A 25,926-nucleotide genomic window follows, 5' to 3' on the forward strand; every position below is an offset into this window, starting at 1 on the left:
GAAGCGCCGGACGCGTGTTGGTCCGGCGCACGGGGGGTGACAGGATCGGGTGCGCGGCGGCCTCAGAATTCCTTCAGCCAGCCGACCCAGAATTTGGGGTCGTCGTCGTAAGTGTCACGGCCCACCTGCTCGTAGTTGAAGCTGAAGGTGCCGAAGTCACCGGCCTCCTTGCTGATGGAGACGCCGCCATGGCCGTAGTCAACCCCGCCGATGTCCTTCGTATCGAAGTCGTAATAGCCTCCGAACAGGCTGAGACCGAAGTCGTAGGGCAGCGGGACGTCCACGGAACCGTAGTAGTACAGGTCGCCTTCGGAGAACGGCCCGTCGTCGTCTGCCTCGCCCCAGGCGGTGTAGGCCAGACCCGCGGTAAACCACCTGTAGGTGCCGCTCGCACCGATCTCCCAGAAGTCTGCATCGCGGCCGTCCGGGTAGGCGTAGTAGATGGTGCTGAAGTCGAAGCTCAGGTCGTCGTTCACCGCAAACCCGTAGCCGGCGTAGAAGTCGAGCTCGTAGTTGGGGGAGTCGTCGTCGGCGCCGGCGGTGGTGCCCTGCACGATGTAGTTACCGTCTGCATCCGTCATCGGCATGCCGGTGTCGGGGTCCACAGGCACGATGCCCATGACCTCCTCGGAGCTGCCCTCGTCCCAATCGATGTTGGACGCCCAGGTGCCGGCGTAGAAGCCGCTCTCGTGGGCTACGTCGAGCCCGCCCTGGACGGCGGCCTGGTCGCCGGTCTGGGTGACGCCGCGCCACATGTAGTTGGACACCGCCCCGATGTTGGCGCTGAAGGACCAGGGGTCCTGCGCCAGGGCCGTGCTCATGGACGCCAGCGACACGACGGCCAGGGTGCCAGCGGCGGCATTGCGAATCATTAAAGTTGTCATGCTGTCTACCTCTATGGGGTGCGTGCGGGGCATCGGACTGTCGTCGGCCCCTTTTGTCATTCGCCGCGTGGGCGGATTCCGCGGTGAGTAGAAGCACTCGCTGTGCCAGAATCGCAATGTGCCTAAAAAAACACGGTTTGAGGCATTTTGTGGTGGCAGTGCAACATTTGGGCTGCACCATGGTAGTGCAAAGCGGCCGCGCAAGACCCGAAATCGCGCACGATAATCGGGCGTCGCGCCGGTGGGACGCGCTGGAATCTGAAGCCCTATAATCCCTTCCGACCGCCATCACAGCCCCCCGGAGGATGCCTCATGTTGGACCCGAAACAGCTCGACGACCTCGCCCGCCGCCTCGCCGACGGCATGCCGGAGGGCCTCAAGGTGTTGCGCGAAGACCTAAGCCGCGGCTTCCGCTCCACACTGGAGACGGGGCTCGGCCGGCTGGACCTGGTGACCCGGGAGGAATTCGACGTCCAGGCCGCCGTGCTGGCGCGCACCCGCGCCAAGCTCGACGCACTGGCCACGCGCGTGGCAGAGCTGGAGGCGACCGCGGCCCCGACGGGCTCGCAGCAGACGCAATCGAGCGCAGCCGACGCCGCGCAGGAGCCGCCGTCGGCCTGATCGGAAGCCAGGCGGCAGGGTCGGCGACGACGCCACAGTCCCCAGCCCGCGTCCTCCGCCCTCAGCGCTCAGGCCTTGATCCCGCGCCTCACCGCAGCCCCAGCGCGCCGCGGCGCGACCACCACTCAAGCCGAAACGGACAGCCTCAACCATGGGCCTCTGCGTCCTGCACAGCCGCGCCCGCGAGGGCATCCGCGCCCCTGAGGTCTTCGTCGAGGTGCACTCGGGGGGCGGGCTGCCGGCCATGTCCATCGTCGGCCTGCCGGAGATGGCCGTGAAGGAGAGCCGGGACCGGGTGCGCGGGGCCATCCTGAACGGCCGCTTCGACTTCCCCGCCGGGCGGGTCACCATCAACCTCGCCCCCGCGGACCTGCCGAAGGAGGGCGGGCGCTTCGACCTGCCCATCGCGGTGGGCATCATCGGCGCCTCAGGCCAGGTGCGCACCGAGCAGCTGCCGCGGCTGGAGCTGCTCGGCGAGCTGGCGCTGACGGGCGCGCTGCGGCCCGTCTCCGCGGTGCTGCCGGCGGCGCTCGCCGCCCGGGACGCCGGCCGCGCGCTGGTGCTGCCGCGGGCCAATGCCGACGAGGCGGCGCTGGTGGAGGGGCTGCAGATCCTGCCCGCCGAGCACCTGCTGGAGGTCTGCGCGCACCTGAACGGGGATGCCGTCATCACACCGCATGCGGCACCGATCGGGGGCGTGCCGCGGCCGACCTATCCGGACCTGGCTGACGTGCAGGGCCAGGAGCAGGCCAAGCGGGCGCTGGAGATCGCCGCCGCCGGCGGCCACAGCCTGCTCTTCATCGGCCCGCCCGGCACCGGCAAGTCCATGCTCGCGAACCGCCTGCCGGGCATCCTGCCGACGCTGGACGACGCCGAAGCGCTGGAGGTGGCGGCGATCCGCTCCGTCAGCGGTCAGGCGGAAGTGGACCCCGCCCGGTGGCGCGAGCGGCCCTTCCGCGCCCCGCACCACACCGCCTCCGGCGTGGCGCTGGTGGGCGGCGGCGGCACGCCACGGCCGGGTGAGATCTCGCTCGCGCACATGGGTGTGCTGTTCCTGGACGAGCTGCCGGAGTTCGACCGGCGCGTGCTGGAGGTGCTGCGCGAGCCGCTGGAGTCCGGGCGCATCCACATCTCCCGCGCCGCCCGGCATGCGGAGTTCCCGGCGCGCTTCCAGCTGGTGGCGGCCATGAACCCCTGCCCCTGCGGCTATCTGGGCGATCCCCAGGGCCGCTGCCGCTGCACCGCGGAGCAGGTTGCCCGCTATCGGGCGCGCATCTCCGGACCTCTGCTGGACCGCATCGACCTGCAGCTGGAAGTGCCGCGGCTGCCGGCGGAGCGCCTCACCGCCGGCGCCACGGGCGCCGCGCCGGACGCCGAGACCAGCGCCGCGGTGCGCGCCCGCGTGGAGCAGGCCCGGGCCCGGCAGCTGACACGCGCCGGCTGCACCAATGCGGTGCTGGAAGCCGGCGCCCTGGCGCAGCACTGCACCCTGGACGAGCAGGGCCGTCAGCTGGTGACCCAGGCCATGCGGCGGCTGTCGCTCTCCGGCCGCGCCTATCACCGCATCCTCAAAGTGGCGCGGACCATTGCGGACCTCGCCGACAGCAAGGCCATCAACGTCGCCCACTTGGGCGAGGCCATCGGCTACCGCCGGCTCGACCGGGGCGGCGCCGCGCAGTCCGCGGGCGGCGGCGCCTGAGCATGCTGGAGCTCACCGGCATCACGCTGCGCCGCGGCCCCAAGCTGCTGCTGCAAGGCGCCGACCTGCGGGTGCATCCGGGGCAGAAGCTCGGCCTCACCGGCGCCAATGGCTGCGGCAAGTCGAGCCTGTTTGCGCTGCTGCGCGGGGAGCTGCAGCCGGACGCGGGTGCCGTGTCCGTGCCGCCGGACTGGACCATCGCCCACGTCGCTCAGCAGACGCCGGGCGGGGAGCGCCCGGCCATCGAGCTGGTGATGGACGGCGACACGGAGCTGCGCGAGGTCGAGCGCCGCCTCGCCGCGGCGGAAGCCGCCGGCGACGGCGTGCAGCAGGCGGCCCTGCACGGCCAGCTCGAGGCCATCGGCGGCTACACGGCAGAGTCCCGCGCCGCCCGGCTGCTGCACGGGCTCGGCTTTGCGGTGGGCGACGAGCGCCGGCCCGTCTCCAGCTACTCCGGTGGCTGGCGCATGCGGCTCGCGCTGGCGCAGGCGCTTATGTGCCGCTCGGACCTGCTGCTGCTGGACGAGCCCACCAACCACCTGGACCTGGATGCCGTCATCTGGCTGGAGGGCTGGCTCAAGGCCTACCCCGGCACGCTGCTGCTCATCTCCCACGACCGCGATTTTCTGGATGCCGTGGTGGAGCGCATCTGCCACATGGAGCGCCAGGGGCTCAAGGTCTACGCCGGCGGCTATTCGGCCTTCGAGCGCCAGCGCGCCGAGCACCTGGCCCAGCAGCAGGCGGCGCACGAGCGCCAGCAGCGCGAGGTCGCGCACATGCGCGCCTTCGTGGACCGCTTTCGCGCCAAGGCCACCAAGGCGCGGCAGGCGCAGAGCCGGCTCAAGGCCCTGGAGCGCATGGAGCTCATCGCGCCGGCGCATGTGGACTCGCCGTTTCGGTTCAGCTTCCGGGCGCCCCTGGCCAAGCCGGACCCGCTGCTGCGCCTGGAAGACATCCGCGCAGGGTATGGCGAAACCAGGGTGCTGGACGGCATCGGCATGAGCCTGCGCCCGGATGACCGCATTGCATTGCTCGGCCCCAACGGCGCCGGCAAGTCCACGCTCATCAAGCTGCTGGCGGGTCTAATCGAGCCCTGGTCCGGGCAGCGCGAGGCGGGGCAGGGGCTTGCCATCGGCTACTTCGCGCAGCATCAGGTGGACCAGCTGGACCCGGACGCCTCGGCGCTCAGGCACCTGGAGCGGCTGACCGCCGCCGCGCATGCGGGCGGCAAGCCCGCCACCGAGCAGCAGCTGCGCGACTTCCTCGGCGGCTTCGGCTTCCATGGGGACAGAGCCACCGAGCCGGTCGCCCCCTTCTCCGGTGGCGAAAAGGCCAGGCTCGCGCTGGCGCTGATCGTCTGGCAGCGGCCCAATCTGCTCCTGCTGGACGAGCCCACCAATCATCTGGACCTCGACATGCGCCTGGCGCTGAGCGAGGCCCTGCTCGGCTTCGACGGCGCGCTGGTGCTGGTCTCCCACGACCGCCACCTGCTGCGGGTCACCTGCGACACCCTGCTGCTGGTGGACGCGGGCCGGGCCGAGCCCTTCCCCGGCAGTCTCGACGACTATCCCGCCTGGCTCGCCGCCCGCAACAAGGAGCAGGCGCAGCCCGCGTCCGAAGCAGGCAGCGGTCCCGGCGGCCCGGGGCCCGGCAGCCTTTCGACAGCGAGCCAGGCGAGCGCTGCCGCGACCGGCGCCGCCGCGGCCTCCCGCAAGGACCAGCGCCGGCGCGAGGCCGAGCAGCGCGCCCGGCTGCAGCCCGCCAGGAAGCGCGTCCAGCAGCTTGAGGCCGCCGTGGAGCGACTCACCGGCGAGCGCCAGCGCCTGGAGCAGGACCTCGCCAACCCGGGCCTCTACGCCGACGACGCCAAGCCGCGGTTGCTGGCGCTCCTCGCCGACAAGCAGCGCCTGGACGCCGAGCTGGAGCAGGCCGAGGCCGACTGGCTCGACGCGGCCGCGCAGCTGGAGGCATTGGAGGAGCAGGATTGACGGACCCGGTCAGCGCCGCGCCGCACGCCAGTGCGTAGGCCCTGTGGGAGCGGCATCCCTGCGGCGACGATCAGGCCCGACCCACCTGGGCGCGCGTTTCAGCGCGGCAGTCGCATAGGAGCCCGCGACAACGCCCGCTCCGCTGCGGGGCGCAGCGCTCCGCTCGTGCGCCAAAGTCGGGCGGTGACATGCATGGCGTCAGTCCCCAAAGAAAAAATGCCGGCACGCTTGCGCACAAACGGCTTCGCGCCATGACTGCGGCGCGTTATCTTAGGCGGCAACGCCGGGAGCCGACGGCGCTTTCTGCACGAGAGTTGCTTGTCAGCCCGGCTGGGGCACCCGCGGCCCAGCCCGCGGTTGCCGCCGCCGCGGCTCGTCTCCGGCCTTATCCTGATCACGGACCCTATCCCTGGAACTCCCTTCATGTCGCCATTCAGAGACCTCAGCCAGAGCACGCCGAAAGAGGCCCTGTTCGATCTTGCCCCCCTGCCCATGGACAAGGAGGGTATCGCCCGGGACTTCAAGCGCTACTACGCCCACACCCTGGGGCGGGATCGCGACTGCAAGTCCGCCTACTATCCGTACAAGGCGCTCGCCATTGCGCTGCGGGACCGGCTCATGGAGCGCTGGAAGCGCACCCGCGCCGCCCATGACGAGGCCAACTGCAAGCGCACCTACTACCTGTCGCTGGAATTCCTGATGGGGCGCTCGCTCAGTAACGCCCTGCTCAACCTCGGCGTGGACGATGCTGCCCACAAGGCGCTGTACGAGCTCGGCCTCGTCTACGAGGAGCTGGAGGATGCCGAGATGGACGCGGGCCTCGGCAACGGCGGCCTCGGGCGGCTCGCGGCCTGCTTCCTGGACAGCTGCGCGACCCTGCAGCTGCCGGTGAAGGGCTATGGCCTGCGCTACGAATACGGCATGTTCCGCCAGCTCATCGAGAACGGCCGCCAGCTGGAGGAGCCGGACCACTGGCTGCGCGACGGCAATCCCTGGGAGCTGGAGCGCCCGGAGTACACCCAGCGCATCCCCTTCGGCGGCCACACCGAGCAGTACAAGGATGAGTCCGGGCGCCTGCACCGGCGCTGGGTGGACACCCACGACGTGCTGGCGGTGCCCTACGACATCCCCATCCCCGGCTACAAGAACGACACCATCAACACCCTGCGGCTGTGGTCCGCGGCGGCCACCGATGAGTTCGACCTCGGCGAGTTCAACGCCGGCAGCTACCCCGAGTCCGTGGCCGCCAAGAACAACGCCGAGCACATCACCATGGTGCTCTACCCCAACGATGCCAGCGAGAACGGCAAGGAGCTGCGGCTGCGCCAGCAGTTTTTCCTGGCCAGTGCCAGCATCAAGGATGTGCTGCGGGAGTGGATCCGTCTGCACGGCAAGGACTTCAGCGAGTTCGCCGACAAGAACTGCTTCCAGCTCAATGACACGCATCCGGCGGTCTCGGTGCCGGAGCTGATGCGCCAGCTCATCGACGAGCAGCACCTGGACTGGGATACGGCCTGGGACATCACCACCCGCACCATGGCCTACACCAACCACACCCTGCTGCCGGAGGCGCTGGAGCGCTGGCCGGTGCGGCTGTTCCAGCAGCTGCTGCCGCGGGTGCTGGAGATCATCTTCGAGATCAACGCCAGGTTCCTCTCCAAGGTGGCCGCGCGCTGGCCGGGCGACATGGATCGCCAGCGGCGCATGTCGCTGATCGAGGAGGGCGGCGATCCGCAGGTGCGCATGGCCTTCCTCGCCATCGTCGGCAGCTTCTCCGTCAACGGCGTCGCCGCGCTGCACTCCCAGCTGTTGAAAGAGGGCCTGTTCCGGGACTGGTTCGAGCTCTGGCCCGAGAAGTTCAACAACAAGACCAATGGGGTCACGCCCCGTCGATGGCTCGCCATGTGCAACCCGGGGCTGCGGGAGCTGCTGGACGAGACCATCGGCGAGCACTGGGTGCATGATCTGAAGCGCCTGGACCAGCTCGCGCCCTATGCCGACGAGGCCGCCTTCCGCGAGCGCTGGGACGGCATCAAGCGGCAGAACAAGGCGCGGCTTGCAAGTCTGGTGGCGGCCACCTGCCGGGTGGAGTTCCCGCTGGACTTCATGTTCGACGTGCAGGTGAAGCGCATCCACGAGTACAAGCGCCAGCTCCTGAATGTCCTGCATGTGATCCACCTCTACAACCGCATCAAGCACGGCGACACCGACATCGGCGCACCGCGCTGCGTGCTCATCGGCGGCAAGGCGGCCCCGGGCTACGAGATCGCCAAGCTCATCATCAAGCTCATCAACAACGTCGCCGGCGTGGTGAACGCGGACCCGGAGGTGAGCGACTGGCTGCGCGTGGCCTTCATCCCGGACTATCGGGTGTCGGTGATGGAGGTGCTGGCGCCGGGGACGGACCTCTCGGAGCAGATCTCCACCGCCGGCAAGGAGGCGTCCGGCACCGGCAACATGAAGTTCATGATGAACGGCGCCGTCACCATCGGCACCCTCGACGGCGCCAACATCGAGATCCGCGACCAGGTGGGCGACGACAACTTCTTCCTGTTCGGTCACACGGCGGAAGAGGTGCAGCGCATCCGCGGCCACTACGACCCAAACGGCATTATCGCCAATGACCCGGCGCTGGAAGAGGTCATGCAGCTGCTCGAATCCGGGCATTTCAGCCAGTTCGAGCAGGGCATCTTCGACCCGCTGGTGCACGGCATCCGCAGCCCGCACGACCCCTGGCTCACGGCGGCGGATTTCGACAGCTACCGCCGCGCCCAGCTCCTTGCCGCCGAGACCTACCAGGACCGCGAGCGCTGGCTGCGCATGAGCATCCTCAACACCGCCCACAGCGGCTTCTTCTCCTCCGACCGCACCATCGCCGGGTACAACAACGACATCTGGCGCCTGGAGGCGGTGCCGCCGGTGCCCTGGGGCGGCACCTGAGGCGCGGGGCGTGCCGGCCTCCGGGCCGGCGCAGCTCACTTGCGAGGGTTGGGGCAGCGCAGTCCGTAGGTCCGGTCAGCGCCGGTAAACGAGCGCCGGTCGCAGATTTTCCACGGCTTTGCACTAGGCTTGAAGTTGCAGCGCAGCAACCGCAGCCAGCCGATGAACGACATTGCCACACCCACGCCGGACCCGACCATCGCCGCCACCGACGAGCTCGCCCCCGCCCACATCCTCCGCGAGCAATTTGCCCGCGCCCGCCGCCACCTCGATGACGTGGAGCCGGGCCTTGTGGATTTTCTGCGCCTGCCGCGGCGCACCATCACCGTCAATGTGCCGGTGGAGATGGACGACGGCCGGGTGCAGAACTTCGTCGGCTACCGGGTCATGCACAACAGCCTGCTCGGCCCCGGCAAGGGCGGCATCCGCTTCCACCCCGAGGTGTCCCTGGACGAGGTCGCGGCGCTGGCCGCGCTCATGACCTGGAAGTGTGCTCTGGTGCGCATCCCCTTCGGCGGCGCCAAGGGCGGCGTCACCTGCGACCCCAAGCAGCTGAGCCGCGGCGAGCAGCGGCGCATCACCCGGCGCTTCATCGCCGGTCTCGGCGACAACATCGGCCCCTATACGGACATCCCGGCGCCGGACATGTACACCGACGCCCAGACCATGGCCTGGATCTACGATACCTACGACAACCTGCATCCCGGCGAGAACAACCTGCCCGTGGTCACCGGCAAGCCCCTGGAGCTGGGCGGCTCCGAGGGCCGGGACGAGGCCACCGGCCGCGGCTGCGTCTTCGCCGCCGAGCGGGCCATCGCGCTGGGCGTCGTGCCCGAGCTTACGGGTGTGGACGGCGCTAGAGTCGCCATCCAGGGTTACGGCGAGGTGGGCCGGGTCGCCGCGCGCCTGCTCGCCGAGCGCGGCGCCCACATCATTGCGGTCAGCGACTCCCGCGGCGGCGTGCTCGCGGAGAACGGCGACAAGCTGGACCTCGCCGCCGTCGCCGCCTACAAGGCCGAGGCGGGTACCGTCGTCGGCCTGCCGGAGACCCGCAGCATCACCAACGCCGACCTGCTGGCACTCCCCTGCGACATCCTGATCCCCGCCGCCCTGGGCGGGCAGATCCACGCCGCCAACGCGCACCAGGTGCAGGCCCGCCTCGTTGTTGAGGGCGCCAACCGCCCCATCACGCCCGAGGCCGACGACATCCTCAGCGCCCGCGGCATTCACGTCCTGCCGGACATCCTCGCCAACGCCGGCGGCGTCACCGTCAGCTACTACGAATGGGTGCAGAACATCGAGCACCACAGCTGGCCGCTGGAGGACATCAACGGGCGCCTGCGCTCACGCATCAACAGCGCCACCGACCGCGTCGTCAACCGCTGGCGCGCCTTCCCCCCCAACTGCCCCGACGGCACCGGCCCCTGGTGCACCGACCTGCGCACCGCCGCCCTGGTGGAAGCCCTGGAGCGCCTCGCCCTGGTGGTCAATCAGCGCGGCATCTGGCCCTAACGCGCCCCCTGGGGCCGCCGACTTCCAGTCGGCGCGCACGCACGGCCCCTGGGGGCGCCGACTTCCAGTCGGCGCGCACGCGCAATCCGCAACCGAGTCGTTGCCCTCCCACCCTTCATCAGATAGAGACAGCGCCACCTTGTGTCAGGCTCGCCGTGCCGGAGCCCCTCAACGCCCGCTGTCCGTGAAACCCACCGCGGCTCCTTCACGGATGCCGACAAGTCGACCGACACAGGGGGCTATCGAACTGCCCCATTATCGCCGGCAGCTGAGGTTGACCGAGGACGCCGCGAGCGGCAGGCTGCGTACCCTGGTCGACGGTTGCGCCGACCGGGCTCAGCGTCAACTCTGCGACAGAAAGCGGACTCTCGGCGGCAAGGGGACGGCTGGCGGGGACCGGCCAAATCCGGACATTGACGGGCGAAGCCCCGAAGGGCAGCATTCGGCCATTAACGGAAATTTACCGGCCGCAGCTTTGGATGCAGGATTCGGCCAAGGACAGAAATGCGGCGTACCTAGAGCGTCGCAGCCAATCGGGCGGAAGCAGCCACCAAAACGACCAGGTACCCGCGACACCCAGGCGCATGTCCACGACTGGGGCACCGCCCGCGCCGCCGCCAGCGAGCGGCGCGCCCACCACAGGTGCAGCGTGCTCGGGTGCCCATGGCGGATGGACTTCTCCCGCGCCGCCGCGGCATTAATGTAGTCCAGCGGCAGGGCGACCTCCATGAGCTTCTTCGGGCACTGATCAGCATAGGGTCATATTTCTGCCGACCTCTGCTCGGGGATCTTACTAGCCCTCGGTCTTCTTCTCCGCGAGCGCGATCAGATCCTTGACCAGCTCATGCAAGTCCGTCGTGGGGTTGTCGGTGCCCACGGCTTGCGCGGCCTTAACAGCCTTCTCGGCGTTCTCGCTGGCCTGTTGCAGCTTGGGCTTGGTTCGTTCGTAGACGCCACGCAACCCTTTCTCATAGTCGTGTAGCGGACCTTTCTTTAGCTTGGCGATGACCGCCGCACATGGTGAGCGGGACTGCGTTGGATGGAACGGTGCGGTGTGGAAGCTGTAGTGCAGCAGCAGCCAGTACTCGAAACAAGGAATGGAAGTGACGGCTCTGAATAGCGCCTGATGTCCGTTGCGCTTACGGAGCTTCTTCTCCCGAATACGGTTGAGCGCTTTCTGGTAATCGTTGTGCTGGTCGCGGTCGAAGACGCAGTAGACGCGATCAAAATCTGGTTCCTGCTCGAACCGACGAATCGCTTCCTGGGCAACGGAATCCGGGCTGGAACCGCAGTTTCCGGTGATGACCACGTTGTTCGGGTTGAGGCCGAGGTCGTCCCGGAGATCGATCAAGTAGCTCGGTGCGGCCTTTTCATCCTCGCAGACGATCAGCACGACCTCCAAAGGGTCGCGACGGGCCTTCTTGCGTCGGAGCGCCGCCTTGTTGCGTTCCTTGCGTCTGCGGAACAGATCCTCGGAGCCCACTGGTCGCTACTCGGTGTCGCTGGCATCGGACCTGCGCCTTCTGGCCTGGCTGACACGACTGCGAGGTGGCTCTTTCTCGGGGTGCCGGGGGTGTTCCGGGTCTGGCCTGACGACTCGAATGCGCCGTGGCTGCGGACTCGGCAGGGCACCGTAGCGACCGCGCAGGTAGCCCCGCCCGACCGCCTCCTGCTTGCGCGGGCGAAAATCGGACAGGGGATACAGGTGTGTTTGTTGCTGCCGCTTCTCGACGAACCAAACCTGATCCCTGCGAAGCTCGCCTTCCAACTGGGTGACGTCGTGCGTGGTACAGATCAGCTGCGCTCCGTACGGATTGGTGTCCGTGCTGTGAAAGAGATTCACCAGGAAGCGGACGAGGGTGGGATGTAGGCTGGTGTCGAGCTCGTCGATGACCAGCACCAGCCCGTGATCGAGCACATCGAGCCAGGGGCCAGCCCAGCTGAAGAGGTTGCGGGTTCCGTCGGATTCGTCGCCGAAATCGAAATTGATCGCTTCTCCGGATTGTAGATCCCGATGCTGTGAGTAGACTTCCAGGCGCTCCTTGCCGACGAGCTGCTTGGCGAGGTCATCGGGGAAGTCTTCGGGTAGGTCCTCGGCCGTCCACTTGGCGACTTCGACCGACAGACCCTCGATACCCAGGTCCGCGGCCTTGAGGAACTCCAGCACGCGCGCGCGGTCGTCTTTCTTCCTGCAACGCGTGGCGGTGTAGGAATCGAAGTGCATTGTAAAGTCTCTGCCCGCGGGCACAGCCCGCAGTCGGTCCACGAACCAGTCAAACACCGGCTGAAGCTGCTGGTTGTTCAACTGGACCGCCGTAGATAAGAACAGGGCATTGGGACGGGTGGCTTCGCTTAACGTCTTCTTCGGCCCCTTGAACGCGGGTCCGAAGTACCAGTCAGTCTTCTCGCTGGCCGGGTCTACAGTGCGCGCGAACCAGCGCTGGGAGCGTCCCTCCGGGAACGCGATGAGCCACTCTTCCCGGATGCCCTCTGCGGTGGCCGAGAACCCGTACTGGTAGCGGACCGAGGATTGCTCGAAGACGATCTCGAACTCACTTGGCGCCTGCGCGGCTTTTGCCGCAAGCCGGAACGGCTGAAGATCCAAGCGGTCACCGCGCTGCTTGCCGCTGGCGGAGTGCTCCACCAGGTGGGCCACGGAGTAGAGGGCCTTGACCAGGTTGCTCTTGCCTGACGCGTTGGGTCCCAACACCATCGCGGAGTGAAGGAGCCTGGGTGTGCTCGGGGAGTTGGGAGCAAAGGTGTTGGCCTCCCAGCGCTCCTTGCTGCTGGACGCCACCATCGAGAGGACCTGCGTGTCCTTGATCGAGCGGAAATTGGTGACACTGAATTCGATGAGCATGGGATGTCCTCATCCTATCGCTGCCGTGGATGGTCGCTGTGTAAGACCGCAGGGAGGCGGAAAATCGCCCGCTGTTCTCATCTTAGGGGGACATCTGCAGATATTCTGCACGAAACAGGGCGGAGTCGCGAATTTTTCGCGTTGGGTGCATGCGTTCCACTGACAGGACGGTCGCTCCCCAGTCAGGTCAACCGCATGGCAGGCGCACATCAGCAAGGCGTCGAGCCGGCCGCGGCGAGGTCTTGCCAATTGTAGTTGATGCTGCTGACCACCCCACCCAGGCTCACTGTCGAACGGCCGGCGGATATAGACGGGCTCGGCCTCGGCGCCGTCCTAGCCGAGCGCGACCAGCGCCCGCATCCAGTGGTCCGGCTTGTTGAAGCCGGTGAGGATCTCGTCGCGGGTGATGGTGACGGTCTGGGCACCGGCGGCGCGGCCCTTCCGCTTGACCTCGATGAAGCGAAGCTGATGGCTGGGGGTGCGGAACGTGATGGTCCGGTCCAGGTTTTCCTTGGACACGTCCTGCGATAGTTGCGTTACGCCTCCTCTGGGTCGGTAACTGCCTCGCCGGGTTCCCAGGCGAGCGTCTGCTCACGGTGGCCAAGCGGCCGCCGGACCTTAAGCGCTGCCTGGGTTCACCCGTTGCCTCTTGCTCTCAGGGAAGCCTCCACCAACGAGGGAGGCAAGACAGGATTCCTTACCCTGCTCCGTGCGCAACAAGAGCCGCGAGATCTTCGCCTGGTCTCGCCTGGCGTTGACCGCAGCACGCGGCCAGGTCCTACCGGTGCGGGGTCCCTGAGGAAGACAGTCGACGAGGGGCTGCCAGTGCGGAATCCAGCATGCCTGGATCACGCGCTCCCGAACGCCCACCGTGCCCGGCAGGCTGTCGCTGCTGACGCAGAAACCATGTCATTGATCCGGACCTGACGTGGCGGGCGCTCGGGCTGCCTGTTTACACGGGCTGGCGAGCACGGCGTGCCTGCCACAGAAATCCCCCAATCACGCAGATTGCGCAGACGATCCCAGCAAGGCACGCTGGACAGCCGGCCACACCGGGGGCTCACCGCAGGTCCCCGCATCGCGCTCTCACGCCGGCGGGGCTGACTGCCCAACGACAACCAAAGCGGGTTTGGAGGAGATCACAATGTCTGACATTCGAGAAGTGGTGGTTTTGAGCGGCGTGCGCACGGCCATCGGCGACTACGGCGGCTCGCTCAAGGATATGCCGACCGTCGAGCTGGCCGCGTCGGTGGTGCGGGAGTCGGTGGCCCGCTCCGGGCTGGAGCCGGCGGAGATCGGCCATGTCGCCATCGGCAATGTCATCCACGGCGAGGTCCGTGACATGTACATCAGCCGCTATGCGGTGCTGAACGGCGGTTTGCCCATCGAGACGCCGGCCTTCACCGTCAACCGTCTGTGCGGCAGCGGGCTCCAGTCCATCGTGCTGGCGAGCCAGGCCATCATGGTGGGCGACTGCGACTCCGCCGTTGCCGGCGGTGCGGAGAACATGAGCCGCTCCGCCTACTGGGTGCCGGGCGCCCGCTGGGGTCAGCGCATGGGCGACGGCAAGCTCATCGACCCCATGACCGGCGCCCTGTCCGACCCCTTCGATGCCTGCCACATGGGCGTCACCGCCGAGAACATCGCCGAGCAATGGGGCATCACGCGGGCGGAGCAGGACGCCCTGGCCGTGGAAAGCCACAAGCGGGCCGCCGCCGCCATTGCCGATGGGCGCTTCAAGGATCAGATCCTGCCCGTGGAGCTGAAGACGCGCAAAGGCGTGACCGTCTTCGACACCGACGAGCACGTGCGCGCCGACGCCACGGTGGAGGGCATGGCCAAGCTGCGCACGGTGTTCAAGAAGGACGGCACGGTCACCGCCGGCAATGCCTCGGGCATCAACGACGCCGCCGCCGCGGTGGTGCTGATGGAGCGCAAGGCCGCCGAGGCCAAGGGTCTGAAACCGGCCATGCGGCTGGTGGCCTACGCCCACTCCGGCGTGGACCCGAAGGTCATGGGCATCGGCCCGACGCCGGCGATCCGCAAGGTACTGGACCGCGCCGGTCTGGGCATCGCCGACATGGACCTGATCGAGCTGAACGAAGCCTTCGCGGCCCAGGCACTGGGGGTGATCAAGGACCTGGACCTGCCCATGGACCGCACCAACCCCAACGGCAGCGGCATCTCGCTGGGCCATCCCATCGGCGCCACCGGCGCCATCCTCACCGTCAAGGCCCTGCACGAGCTCACGCGCTCCGGCGGCCGCTACGGGCTGGTCTCCATGTGCATCGGCGGCGGCCAGGGCATCGCCGCCATCTTCGAGCGGCTCTGACCGTGGCGGCACGGCCGGGTGCGGACTGATGCGGCGCCCCTCGGGCCTGCCCGGCTTGCCGGGCAGGTCTGTGGCGTCGATCACGGTGGCCGCCGCGAGGAGACTGGGCCAGTCTTCGTATCCCACTCCGAAACGACGGCTGCCGTAGGTCGGTTCAGCGGTGTCGTATCCAGACAATCAACGGGTTACGCGAGCACCGTGTCGGGTTAAGCTGCGCTGACCCGTCCTGCGCCGGGGTCTTGCCGGTCTCCGCGGCATGGGTGGGCGCCGCTGACCGGCGTCACCGGCGCTCGCCGTTCAGTCTGACATCCGCGGTGAGAGGCCCCCGGTGTCAGGCTCCTGGGATGAGGTGCGTTGTCCCGCCCGCCATCTGCGGCCGTTGTCCGCGGCCATCGCCTTGTGTAGTGTCCAGCCTGCCGGCGGCCCGACGTGGAAGGACAGCCTCCGCGTCGCATCCGGTCCCGCAAACCCGGGCCGACGAGCGCCCGCAGCGCCGCTTCAGCGTCGGCTCGGCAGTTCAATCGACGCGACAACGCACACCAACCCAGAAGCACTCGATGATCTTCCAACTCTGCTACCTCAGCAACGCCACCCGGGACATGCAGCGCGAGGACCTGGTGGACCTGCTCAGTGTCTCCCGCCGCAAGAACGAAGCGCTCGGCATTACCGGCCTGCTGCTCTACAGCGGCGATCGGTTCATCCAGCTGCTGGAGGGCGAGGAGGCCGCAGTGCGCGAGCTGTACGCGCTGATCAGCAAGGATGAGCGCCACCGCGACGTGACCCTGGTCTACGAGGAGCATGTCCAAGCACGCACCTGTCCGGACTGGACCATGGGCTTCCAGGCCATGCCCGAGAGCGAGTGGCTGGAGTTCCCGAGCCCCGACGGGTCGGAACGGGGGCTGCGCCCGATGCTGGAGTCCATGAGCCGCGCGAAGGCGGTGCTGCGCAGTGTGGCGGAGCGGGGGCTGGACCCGGCGCGGGGGCTCTAGTCCCTGACTCCAAACGAGACTGCGATTGCGGATGACGGGTTTCGCTGCGCTCTACCCATCCTACGCCCCGGCAGCTCTGCTTGAGATGCGGTGCTGGCGCACCGACGCGGCCGCCAAGAGGCGCTGGCGGGTACGCCGGCTCCAGTCGGCATCCCGGGGCACGCGGACTTCAGTCCGCCGACAGCAGATAATCGCCCGGCCTTGTGTCGTCGCGGGCTCAGGGCAGCAGCTCGTCCACCCGCACGACGCAATCCGGCGCCGCCAGCGGGCTGGTCTGCTGCCCCGGACCGAGGGTGTCTCTGCGCCGATAGGCATCCCCCTGTGGCGCCCGGTGAATCTCCAGCACCTGATCCCGCAGGTTCAGAATCCAATAGTCGGCGATGCCGTTGCGGGCGTAGACGCGGGCCTTGCGCTCGCGGTCGTAGCCGGGGCTGCTGTCGGCCACCTCGATGACCAGCAGCGCGGTGCTGGGATGGGCGTGCACGTAGTCCCGCGGCGCGCCCGGGACGACAGCGATGTCCGGCTCGGGCTCGGACATGTCGTCGATGGCCAGCGGCTTGTGTGTGCGGATATAGGCGTTTGGGAAGGTACAGGCCCGCAGCACAGCCTCTGTCAGGTCCGCTGTACTGGCATGAGCGCTTTTCTGGGGGCTCATATCGACGATGTCTCCATCCAGCAGCTCCAGGCGTGCCTCTGCGCCGAAGCCGCCGACCTCGACGATGCGCTCGTACTCGGCCCGGGTCCAGCGATGGGCGTGCGGGCTGACGGGCTCTCGAAAGGCGTCGGTCATGGTCTGCTGTCTCCGTACGTGGCGATGGGCGTGCGGCTGGCTTGGGGGCCTGTCGGCAGGATCTGTGGTACGAGCATCCGCCTTCAGCAGCGTAGCGCATGCGCCAGGATCATGGCGACTCGCCGCGGCGTGCCGAAGTCGGTCAGCGCCGCCGCCATCTGCCGGACGCGCTATCTTATGCCCAGTGCCCCCCCGCGAGCCCCTGCCCAGGACCGAGATGCCGCATCGCCGCAGCCGCCGTGAGCCGAGACCCTGCCCCATGCGCAATCGCCTTCGCGCCGGCATGGCCTTGCTGGTTGCGGGCTGCTGCCTGCCGTCGGCGCAGGCGGACTCGGACGCCGACCGCGCCCGCCGGCTGGTGCAGCAGGGGGTCATCCTGCCGCTGGAAGAGATTTTGCCCCTGGTGCGCGCCGTCAAGCCCGGCACCCTCATCGAGCTGGAGCTGCACTACGAGCGCGAGCACGACGCCCACGTCTACGAAATGGAGGTGCTGGACTCCCAGGGCCGCCTCTGGGAGGTGGAGCTGGACGCCACCACCGGTGAGCTGATCGAAGTCGAGCCGGATGACGACTGAGCCGTCGCGGCCCATTCCGCCATGCCCGACCCCGCCATGTCCGACCCCGCCGCTATGCTGTCGCAGCCCAGCGCGCCCGAAGACCCCGCCGCACCTGCCCGTCACACCTGTCTGCCATGCGTCTGCTGCTGATCGAGGATGACCCGGAGCTGGCCCGCGGCCTGCGCCGCGACCTGGCCGACGCCGGCTATGCCGTGGACTGGGCCAAGGACGGGGTGGACGGCGCCTTTCTGGGCACAGAGCAGCCCTACGACGTGATTGTGCTCGACCTGGGGCTGCCGGGTAAGCCCGGGCTCGAAGTGCTGGCCGAGTGGCGCGCGGCGGATGTGCAGACGCCGGTGCTCATCCTCACCGCCCGGGATGCCTGGCACGAGCGCGTGGACGGCCTGCGCGCCGGCGCCGATGATTACCTGGGCAAGCCCTTTCACGTGCAGGAGCTGCTCGCCCGATTGCAGGCCTTGACCCGCCGCAGCGGCGGCCAGGCGACCCCGCAGCTGCGCAGCGCCGGGCTGACGCTGGACGAGGACCGCCAATGCGTGCTGCTGGCAGACGGCAGCGAGTGCGGCCTCACGGGCACTGAGTTCCGGCTGCTGCGCGCCTTCATGCGCAACCCGGACAAGGTGCTCTCCAAGGCCTGGCTCGCGGAGCACGTCTACGACCAGCACGCCGAGCCCGGGGCCAACACCATCGAGGTCTATGTGCGCCGGCTGCGGGCCAAGCTCGGCCAGCAGCACCTGCGCACCCAGCGCGGCCAGGGCTATGTCTTCCCATCCAACCCCTGACCGCCCCGCGTCGGCGCCTGCGCCGGCCGGGGACGCCGCCGGCTGCGCCCCGGCCGCGGGCAAGGGCCTCGCGGCGCTGCGCCGCCGGCTTGCCTTCACCCCCCGGGATTCGCTGGAGAACCGCCTCGGCCTGGGGCTCGGGCTCAGCCTGGCGCTCCTCATCGGCGCCGCCTGGTGGCTCGGCCATGTTGCCCTGCACCGCACCACGGATGCCTATGTGCTCTCCCGGCTGGAGCACGACACCCAGGCCCTGCTCGGGCGCCTGGAGCACATCGGCGACCTGGAGCGTGCCGCCCACCACCTGCTGCCCGTCTACCGCCAGCCCTTCTCCGGCCACTACTTCAAGGTGCTGACGGCGGCGGGCGCCGTGCGCTCGCGCTCGCTGTGGGACCAGGACCTTGCGCTGGACCCGGTGCCCGTCGGCGCGGTGCGCAACTGGTATACCGACGGGCCGGCGGAGCAGCCGCTGCTGGTGCGCGCGGCGGGCTACCGGATGGGGGAGGGACCCGTCACCATTGCCGTGGCCGAGGATCTGTCGCCGGTGCTCGGCACGCTCAGGCGCTACGAGCAGCTCTTCGGCGTGCTGGCGGTTGCCGGGCTCCTGGCCATGCTGCTGTTGCAGCGCGTCATCCTGCGCCGCTCCTTCCGCCGGCTGGCGCCCGTGTACCGCGACATCGACGCCCTGGAGCGCGGCGCCACCAGCCGCCTCACGGAGCATGTGCCGGCGGAGATCCTGCCCCTGGTGCGCAAGCTGAACGGCCTGCTCGCGGTCTACGAGCAGCGGCTCACCCGCTCGCGCAACGCCGCCGGCAACCTGGCGCATGCGCTGAAGGGGCCGCTCAGCCTCATGCGCCAGCAGCTGCGGGCGCCCACGGAGCCTGAAGCCGGCGCACCGGGCCACGACTCCGCCGCGCCCGCCGGCGACGGCACGCGGCGGGTCTGCGCGGCGGAGGTGGAGCGCATCACGGCCCTGGTGGAGCGCGAGCTCAAGCGCGCGCGCATCGCCGGGCGCGCCCGGGCGGGCTCCGTGTTCGACCCGGGCCTGGAGCTGCCGGACCTGAAGCGGCTCCTGCTCGCCATGTACCGCGACAAGGCCCTGGACCTCGACTGCCGCAACCGGTTGCCCGGTGCCATTGCCCTTGACCGCGAGGATCTGCTGGAAATCCTCGGCACCCTGCTGGACAACGCCTGCAAATGGGCTGTGAGCCGCGTCCGCTGCACCCTGGCGCCGGCCGACGGCGGTGCCGGCCTGCGGCTGCTGGTGGAGGACGACGGCCCCGGCTGCGACGCCGCCGAGCTCGCACGCATCGCCCGCCGCGGCGAGCGCCTGGACGAGCAGGTGGACGGCCACGGCCTGGGTCTCGCCATCGCCCGGGAGATCGCCGAGTCCTACGGCGGCACCCTTCAGCTCGGCCGCTCAGCGGACCTGGGCGGCTTCCTCGCGCGCGTGGACCTGCCGTTGCCGGCGTCCGCCTGAGCCGGTTGCGCCCGCAGTCAGCTTGTGTCGGTTGCGTTGGAGGTCGGGGCAGCACGCCAAGGCGTAACCCGACAACGCCGGTTGGCTCAGACGCTGCGAGCGTCGGGTCAGGCTCTCGCCGGCCCGATCCACGCGGTTCATGGTCCCGATCCCGATCCCGATCCCGATCCCGATCCCGATCCCGATCCCGATCCCGAACTGGGCGCCGCCCGTGTTCAGCTCGGTTTCAGATTGGTCGTGCAGTCTGTGCACCAAGTCGGCGGCGGGCGGCAGCCCCAGGGCGATCAGCCACGTGCCGCCGACGCACCTTGATCCAACCGCACAGGAGCACTGACATGCACACCGCAATCCGTCTCACCGCCGCCGCCCTCGCCCTCGCCGTGGGCGCCGGCACGCTGTTCGCCGCCGGCGACGGCGCCGCCGCTCCGCTCACCATGCAGCAGGCCGTGGACAAGGCCCTGGCACAGCGCCCGGGCGAGGTCATCGGCACCGACCGCGACCGCAAGCACGGCCGCGACGCCTGGGAGGTAGAGATCCGCGACGACCAGGGCCAGGAGTGGGAGCTCTACTACGCCATCGACGACGGCAGCCTGCTGTACGAGGACCGGGACTGACGCTCGGGTCATTGCGGACAGTGCAAGGCTGCAGAACTGAGGCCAGGCCATCGCTCGCCGCCGGCGGACTGAAGTCCGCCTGCCCCGGGTGTGCCGACTGAAGTCGGCGTACCAGGGCGCCAGGGCAGATCTCGGCACAGCGTCGCGGTATTCCGCACTGCGCAACGCGTCCCTCCCGGCTTCGCGGCTCGGAACAGACCAGCTATGCACATGCACCAGCCACATCCGAGCGGCGGCGGATCTCACGCGCCGCCGTCCGCAGGCATCGCCGGGTCGCGACGCGGCCTGAGGCTGTCGACGCTGTGCCTGCTCTCTCTGCTGATCCTGCCCGTTTCGCACGCCGCCACGGCGGCGACCCTGGGCGAGGCGGTGGATGCCGCGCTGACGCTCGCTGAGCAGGGCCAGCGCGCGGACGCCCAGCAGGCCGTCGGCGACGCCGTGCGCGCCAAGGCCCGGGGTCTGCTTGCCGACAACCCGGCGCTGCGGGTCAAGCTGCTGTCAGATCAGTTCACCGGCGACGACGGCGCCTACGAGGTGGAGGCCATGGTGGACCTGCCGCTGCTGCTGCCGGGCCAGCGCAGCGCACGCTTCGCCCTGGCGGATGCAACCGGGGCGGCGGCGGACGCGCTGTGCACGCGCCTGCGCTGGGAAATGGCGGGCGTGGTGCGGGAGCTGGTGTGGGAAGCGGCGCTCGCCGAGGGGCGGCTGCGCCAGGCCGAAGCCGCGCTCGCCGCCGCCGAGGCCCTGGAGGCCACGGTGGCCAAGCGCGAGGCCGCCGGCGAGCTGGCACGGCTCGACTTGCTGCTGGCCCGTCAGGACACCCTTGCACGCCAGAGCGAGCTCGCCGCCGCCCGCGCCGAGCAGACCGAGGCCATGGCCGCTTATCAGGCCCTCACCGGCTTGGCGGAGCTGCCGGTACCCCTCGCGGAGTCGCCGGCGGCCCTGTCCGGCGCCGGCGCCGCCGATGACCCGTCGGACGCGCACAACGCCGCTGGCGCAGCACAGCTGCCCGCGGCCATTGCGGGCACCCATCCGCTGCTGGCGAGCCTGCGCCAAGGCCTCGCCCGCGCCCGCGCCGAGCGGGGCCGGGTGCGCGCGGACCGCAGCGGTACTCCGCTGCTGAGCCTGGGCGTCAAGCACGCCCGCGCCGCGCGCTCCGCGCCGGAAGACGACGCCCTGCAGCTGGAGGTGAGTATGCCCTTTGGCGTGCGCAGCGCCTCCGCGCCGGCCATGGCCGAGGCGGAGCAGGGTGTCACCGATCAGCTCGCCGAGCTTCAGCAGGCCCGCCGGGAGCTGCTGCGTGGCATTGCCGCCGCCCGGGCCGCCGTCAGCGGCGCGCAGCTGCAGCTCGCCGCCGCCCGTGCGCGGGTGGAGGTCACCGAGGGGGCCCTGGCGCTCGCCCGGCGCGCCTTCGACCTGGGCGAGGGCGATCTCACCGCCCTGCTGCGCGCCCAGGAGCGTGCCCGCGAGGCCCGCCTGGACCTGGCCCTGCGCCAGCTCGCTCAGGGACGGGCGATCTCCCGACTCAATCAAGCCCTTGGAGTGCTTCCCCAATGATGGTCCCAGCAAGACAAGGCCGTCCTATCCCTGACGCCCGCCGGCCGCTGCTCGCGGCGCTGGCGTGGCTGTCCGCGCTGGTGGCGCTGCCGGGGCCGGCCGCGGACCTGGTCCCCCTGAGCGCCGACGAGCAGGCCGCCTTCGGCATCGAGCTGGCGGCGCCCGAGCCTGCCGGCACCGCGCTGAGCCGCCGCTACCCCGGCAAGGTGGCGGTACCCAACCGCCAGCTGCGGGTGGTGGCGGCGCCCCAGGCCGGTGTCATCGAGGTCCTGCTGGTGGCCGAGGGCGAGCGCGTCGAGGCCGGGCAGGTGCTGGCGCGGCTCGCAAGCCCCGAGCTGGTGGCGGTGCAGGGCGACTACCTGGAGGCGCTGACCCGGCTCGGCCTCGCCGACAGCGAGCTGGCGCGGGAGCAGATGCTGCACCGCGAGGGCATCACCGCCGAGCGCCGGGTCATCGAGGCGCAGGCCAGACGCCGGGAGCTGGCCACCCTGGTGGACCAACACCGCCAGCGCCTCACGCTGGCCGGGCTCGAGCCGGCGGCCATCGCGGCGCTCGCCGAGAGCCGGCGCCTGTCCAGCACCCTGCCGGTGCGCACCCCCATCGGCGGCGTGGTGCTGGAGCAGATGGCGGACACGGGCGAGTCCGTGGCCGCGTCGGCGCCGCTCTACCGCGTCGGCGAGCTGTCGCCGCTGTGGGTGGAGGTGCATGTGCCGGTGGATGCACTCGCGGGCGTCGCGGTGGGCGGCGGCGTGCGGCTGCCGGCCCTGGGTGTGGACGGGCGCATCATCACCGTGGGCCGCATGGTGCACGGCGAGGATCAGGGCGTGCTGGTGCGCGCCGAGGTCACGGCAGGCACCGAGGACCTGCGCCCGGGCCAGTTCACGGAGGTCCAGCTTCTCACCGGTGCCATGGGCGAGACCGACGGCCCCGGGCGCTGGCGCCTGCCCCGGGCCGCCGTGGTGCGGGACGCGGGCGACGCCTATGTGTTCGCCGCGGCCCAGGGCGGCTTCCGGGCGGTGCCGGTGACGGTGCTGGCCGAAGAAGACCGGACGCTGGTGGTGCGGGGTGATTTGTCGGCTTCTGATCAGGTGGCGGTGAGCGGCGTGGTGGCCCTGAAGGCGGCCTGGCTCGCGGGGGAAGGCAGCTGATGCTGGCCCGGCTGATCCAATTCGCGCTCACCCAGCGCCTGCTGATGCTGCTGGCGGTGCTGCTGCTTGCGGGCGCCGGCTGGCGGGCCTTCCAAGAGACGCCCATCGACGCCTTTCCGGACGTCTCCACCACGCAGGTGAAGGTGATCGTCAAGGCGCCGGGCATGACGCCGGAGGAGGTGGAGTCGCGTATCACGGCCCTCATCGAGGTGGAAATGCTCGGCATCCCGCGGCAGACCATGCTGCGCTCCATCGCCAAATACGCGCTCACGGACATCACCGTGGACTTCGCGGAGGGCACAGACATCTACTGGGCCCGTCAGCAGGTCTCCGAGCGCCTCGCCGCCGTCTGGCCGGACCTGCCGGACGGTGTGACCGGCGGCATCGCGCCCATGACCACGCCCCTCGGCGAGATGCTGATGTTCAGCATCGAGGGCGGCGACCTGACCCTGGCGGAGAAGCGCGACCTGCTGGACTGGACTATCCGGCCGGCGCTGCGCTCGGTGCCCGGCGTGGCGGACGTGAACGCCCTGGGCGGCTTCGTGACCACCTTCGAGGTGGTGCCGGATCATGCCCGCATGGCCGCCTTCGGCGTGTCCCTGGCGGACCTGCGCGATGCCGTCGAGCGCAACAACCGCAACGACGGCGCCGGGCGGCTGGACGAGGGCGAGGAAGCGCTGCTGGTGCGAAGCGAGGGCGCCATCGTCACGCTGGACGACCTCGCCGGCATCGTCGTCGGCGGCAGCGCGGGGCAGCCCGTGCGTGTGGCCGACATCGCCGCCGTGCGCCGCGCCGCGCTCACCCGCTACGGCGCCGTCACCCGCGACGGCGCCGGCGAGACCGTGGAGGGCCTGGTGCTTGGCCTGCGCGGGGCCAATGCCCGCGCGGTCGTCGACGCCGTCAAGGCCAAGCTCGCGGAGCTCAAGGCCGGGCTGCCGGAGGGCGTGGAGATCCAGGTCTTCTATGATCGCGGGGACCTGGTGGACAAGGCGGTGCACACGGTGAGCAAGGCCCTGGTTGAGGCCACGCTGCTGGTGCTGGTGCTGCTGGTGCTATTTCTCGGCGACCTGCGCGCGGCGCTGACGGTCGCGCTGATCCTGCCGCTGGCGGCGCTCGGCACCTTCATTCTCATGCGCCAGTTCGGGTTGTCGGCGAACCTGATGTCGCTCGGCGGTCTGGCCATCGCCATCGGCATGCTGGTGGACGCGGCCGTGGTGGTGGTGGAGAACATCGTGAGCCAGCTCTCGCGCCACGGCGGCGGCGACGAGGCAGACGGCGGGGGGCTCCAAGAAGGCCATCAGGGGCGCCGCCGCCTGCCGCGACTGCACCTGATCTTCCGCGCGACGCGGGAGGTCTCGGTGCCCGTGGCTTCCGGTATCCTGATCATCATCATCGTCTTCCTGCCGCTCATGACGCTGCAGGGGCTGGAGGGCAAGCTGTTCGTGCCGGTGGCGCTGACCATCGTCTTTGCGCTCGCCAGCTCACTGCTGCTGTCGCTGACGGTCATCCCGACACTCGCGTCCTTCCTGCTCGGCAAGGGCGGCCATGGCGACCCCTGGGTGGTGCGCCAGCTGCTGCGGTTCTACACGCCGGTGCTGAACTGGTCCCTGCGCAACCAGTGGCTGGTGATCATCGTCGCCCTGGCGCTGCTCGTGGGCACCGGTGCCCTCTACACCCGCATCGGCAAGGCCTTCATGCCCACCATGGACGAGGGCGATCTGGTGGTGCAGCTGGAGAAGCTGCCGTCCATCAACCTGGACGAGTCCATCGCCATCGACCAGCGGGTGCAGCGGGCCATCATGGACGCGGTGCCGGAGATGCGCGCCATCATCGCCCGCACCGGGTCCGACGAGCTGGGGCTCGACCCCATGGGCCTGAACCAGACCGACAGCTTCCTGGTGCTGGCGCCGCGGGAGGAGTGGCGGTTCGAGACCAAAGATGAGTTGATCGACGCCATCCGCGCCGTGCTGGAGCGCTTCCCGGGGCTCGACTACGCCTTCACCCAGCCCATCGAGATGCGCGTCTCGGAAATGCTCACCGGCGTGCGCGGCGACTTGGCCGTCAAGGTCTTCGGCGGCGATCAGGCCGAGCTGAACCGCGTCACCGAGGAGATCGTCGGGGTGCTCGCGGGCATCGACGGCGCCCAGGACGTCTATACCCCGCGCAACGAGGGCGCCCAGTACCTGAACCTGGTGGTGGACCGCATGGCGGCGGGGCGCCTCGGCATCGACGCCGATGCGCTTGCGGCGCTGCTGCGAGCGCAGGTGGAGGGACTCGACGTCGGCACCGTCTACCGCGAGGGCAAGCGCCGGCCCCTGGTGCTGCGCGGGGACGAGGCCCTGCGCACCTCGCCGGCGCGCTTCAAGGGCCTGCAGGTGGCGACACCGGACGGACGCTCGGTGCCGCTCAGCAACCTGGTGACCATGGAGCGGGTCGAGGGCCCGGTGGCCCTGTCACGGGAGCTCGGCAACCGGCTCGCGGTGGCCATCGCCAACGTGGACGGGCGCGACCTGGTGGGCTTCGTGGAGGAGGCGAAGGCCGCCGTGGCCGAGCAGGTGGACCTGCCCGCCGGCTACTGGCTGGCCTGGGGCGGTGAGTTCGAGAACCAGCAGCGCGCCGCCGCGCGCCTGGCGCTCGTGGTGCCGGTGGCGCTGGGGCTGATCTTTCTGGTGCTCTTCTCCACCTTCGGCTCGGTGCGGCAGGCGCTGCTGGTGCTCTCTAACATCCCCTTTGCGCTCATCGGCGGCGTGGTGGGGCTCTACATCACCGGCGAGTACCTGTCGGTGCCGGCGTCCGTCGGTTTCATCGCCCTGCTCGGCATCGCGGTGCTGAACGGGGTGGTCATGGTGACCTGGTTCAAGCAGCTCCAGGCCCTCGGCCGGCCCATCGGCGAGGTCGTTGTGGAGGGCGCGAAGCGTCGCCTGCGGCCGGTGCTGATGACCGCGAGCATCGCCGCCTTCGGCCTGGTGCCGCTGCTGTTCGCCACCGGCCCGGGCTCGGAGATCCAGCGCCCGCTCGCCATCGTCGTCATCGGCGGGCTGGTGTCATCCACGGCGCTGACGCTGATCCTGCTGCCGATTCTGTACCGCCGCTTCGGCTGAGGCCGACGCGGAATACCGACCCCGGGGAGCTGCCCTCGGGTCCGACCCCGAGGACCGA

The 25,926-nt window shown here is 69.7% G+C and carries 20 protein-coding genes; 14 read left to right on the plus strand and 6 right to left on the minus strand.

The window, feature by feature from the left end; translation table 11 throughout:
* Positions 1–62: 62 nt before the first annotated feature.
* On the minus strand, positions 63–884 hold the full coding sequence (locus tag QZ607_RS08055) for a TorF family putative porin (protein ID WP_295881673.1): 822 nt from the start codon (positions 882–884) through the stop codon (positions 63–65).
* 312 nt (positions 885–1,196) lie between these two features.
* Here QZ607_RS08055 and QZ607_RS08060 point away from each other — a divergent pair, with 312 nt between their 5' ends.
* From QZ607_RS08060 to QZ607_RS08080, 5 genes are all read left to right on the plus strand, one after another.
* A complete protein-coding gene (locus QZ607_RS08060; protein WP_295881676.1) occupies positions 1,197–1,505 on the plus strand; it encodes an accessory factor UbiK family protein in 309 nt (102 codons plus the stop codon).
* Positions 1,506–1,656: 151 nt separating this feature from the next.
* Complete coding sequence (locus tag QZ607_RS08065) at positions 1,657–3,204, plus strand: YifB family Mg chelatase-like AAA ATPase (RefSeq protein ID WP_295881679.1); 1,548 nt, start codon at positions 1,657–1,659, stop codon at positions 3,202–3,204.
* A gap of 2 nt (positions 3,205–3,206) precedes the next feature.
* A complete protein-coding gene (locus QZ607_RS08070; protein WP_295881681.1) occupies positions 3,207–5,192 on the plus strand; it encodes an ATP-binding cassette domain-containing protein in 1,986 nt (661 codons plus the stop codon).
* 423 nt (positions 5,193–5,615) lie between these two features.
* A complete protein-coding gene (locus tag QZ607_RS08075; RefSeq protein ID WP_295881683.1) occupies positions 5,616–8,132 on the plus strand; it encodes a glycogen/starch/alpha-glucan phosphorylase in 2,517 nt (838 codons plus the stop codon).
* A gap of 162 nt (positions 8,133–8,294) precedes the next feature.
* On the plus strand, positions 8,295–9,644 hold the full coding sequence (locus QZ607_RS08080; RefSeq protein ID WP_295881685.1) for a Glu/Leu/Phe/Val dehydrogenase: 1,350 nt from the start codon (positions 8,295–8,297) through the stop codon (positions 9,642–9,644).
* A 342-nt stretch (positions 9,645–9,986) separates the two neighbouring features.
* On the opposite strand, the gene QZ607_RS08085 is transcribed toward QZ607_RS08080, so the two are convergent.
* The 4 genes from QZ607_RS08085 to QZ607_RS08100 all read right to left on the minus strand — a co-directional run bounded on the left by QZ607_RS08085 (position 9,987) and on the right by QZ607_RS08100 (position 13,083).
* Complete coding sequence (locus tag QZ607_RS08085) at positions 9,987–10,373, minus strand: DUF1156 domain-containing protein (protein WP_295881686.1); 387 nt, start codon at positions 10,371–10,373, stop codon at positions 9,987–9,989.
* 64 nt (positions 10,374–10,437) lie between these two features.
* Entirely contained in the window at positions 10,438–11,127 is a 690-nt protein-coding gene (locus QZ607_RS08090; RefSeq protein WP_295881688.1) for an RloB family protein, read from the minus strand.
* A gap of 6 nt (positions 11,128–11,133) precedes the next feature.
* A complete protein-coding gene (locus tag QZ607_RS08095; RefSeq protein ID WP_295881690.1) occupies positions 11,134–12,504 on the minus strand; it encodes an ATP/GTP-binding protein in 1,371 nt (456 codons plus the stop codon).
* A 333-nt stretch (positions 12,505–12,837) separates the two neighbouring features.
* On the minus strand, positions 12,838–13,083 hold the full coding sequence (locus QZ607_RS08100) for a DUF3883 domain-containing protein (RefSeq protein WP_295881878.1): 246 nt from the start codon (positions 13,081–13,083) through the stop codon (positions 12,838–12,840).
* A 565-nt stretch (positions 13,084–13,648) separates the two neighbouring features.
* On the opposite strand from QZ607_RS08100, the gene QZ607_RS08105 reads away from it, so the two are divergent.
* Complete coding sequence (locus QZ607_RS08105) at positions 13,649–14,836, plus strand: acetyl-CoA C-acyltransferase family protein (RefSeq protein WP_295881692.1); 1,188 nt, start codon at positions 13,649–13,651, stop codon at positions 14,834–14,836.
* Positions 14,837–15,393: 557 nt separating this feature from the next.
* The gene (locus QZ607_RS08110; protein ID WP_295881696.1) at positions 15,394–15,825 is read left to right on the plus strand and encodes a BLUF domain-containing protein; all 432 of its coding nucleotides are present in this window, start codon (positions 15,394–15,396) and stop codon (positions 15,823–15,825) included.
* Between the two features lie 217 nt (positions 15,826–16,042).
* Here the strand turns inward: QZ607_RS08110 and QZ607_RS08115 are convergent, their stop codons facing one another.
* Entirely contained in the window at positions 16,043–16,615 is a 573-nt protein-coding gene (locus QZ607_RS08115) for a Uma2 family endonuclease (RefSeq protein WP_295881698.1), read from the minus strand.
* A 259-nt stretch (positions 16,616–16,874) separates the two neighbouring features.
* Between QZ607_RS08115 and QZ607_RS08120 the strand changes: the two genes are divergently transcribed.
* The 7 genes from QZ607_RS08120 (at position 16,875) to QZ607_RS08150 (ending at position 25,868) form a co-directional block, all read left to right on the plus strand.
* Positions 16,875–17,189, plus strand: a complete 315-nt coding sequence (locus tag QZ607_RS08120) for a PepSY domain-containing protein (protein ID WP_295881700.1) — start codon at positions 16,875–16,877, stop codon at positions 17,187–17,189.
* 116 nt (positions 17,190–17,305) lie between these two features.
* On the plus strand, positions 17,306–17,971 hold the full coding sequence (locus QZ607_RS08125) for a response regulator transcription factor (RefSeq protein WP_295881702.1): 666 nt from the start codon (positions 17,306–17,308) through the stop codon (positions 17,969–17,971).
* A complete protein-coding gene (locus QZ607_RS08130; RefSeq protein WP_295881704.1) occupies positions 17,949–19,448 on the plus strand; it encodes a sensor histidine kinase in 1,500 nt (499 codons plus the stop codon). Before QZ607_RS08125 ends, QZ607_RS08130 begins: the two co-directional genes overlap by 23 nt.
* A 335-nt stretch (positions 19,449–19,783) precedes the next feature.
* Entirely contained in the window at positions 19,784–20,062 is a 279-nt protein-coding gene (locus tag QZ607_RS08135) for a PepSY domain-containing protein (protein WP_295881706.1), read from the plus strand.
* Positions 20,063–20,272: 210 nt separating this feature from the next.
* A complete protein-coding gene (locus tag QZ607_RS08140) occupies positions 20,273–21,619 on the plus strand; it encodes a TolC family protein (RefSeq protein ID WP_295881708.1) in 1,347 nt (448 codons plus the stop codon).
* Positions 21,616–22,767: an efflux RND transporter periplasmic adaptor subunit gene (locus QZ607_RS08145; RefSeq protein WP_295881709.1), complete on the plus strand. Its 1,152-nt coding sequence runs from the start codon at positions 21,616–21,618 to the stop codon at positions 22,765–22,767. The genes QZ607_RS08140 and QZ607_RS08145 overlap by 4 nt, the downstream gene beginning before the upstream one ends.
* Positions 22,767–25,868 carry a CusA/CzcA family heavy metal efflux RND transporter gene (locus tag QZ607_RS08150; RefSeq protein WP_295881712.1) on the plus strand — a complete coding sequence of 1,034 codons (3,102 nt, stop codon included), beginning with the start codon at positions 22,767–22,769 and terminating at the stop codon, positions 25,866–25,868. The genes QZ607_RS08145 and QZ607_RS08150 overlap by 1 nt, the downstream gene beginning before the upstream one ends.
* The last annotated feature ends 58 nt before the right edge of the window (positions 25,869–25,926 follow it).

This window comes from uncultured Thiohalocapsa sp., from assembly GCF_913063425.1.
Classification (GTDB): Bacteria; Pseudomonadota; Gammaproteobacteria; order Chromatiales; family Chromatiaceae; genus Thiohalocapsa.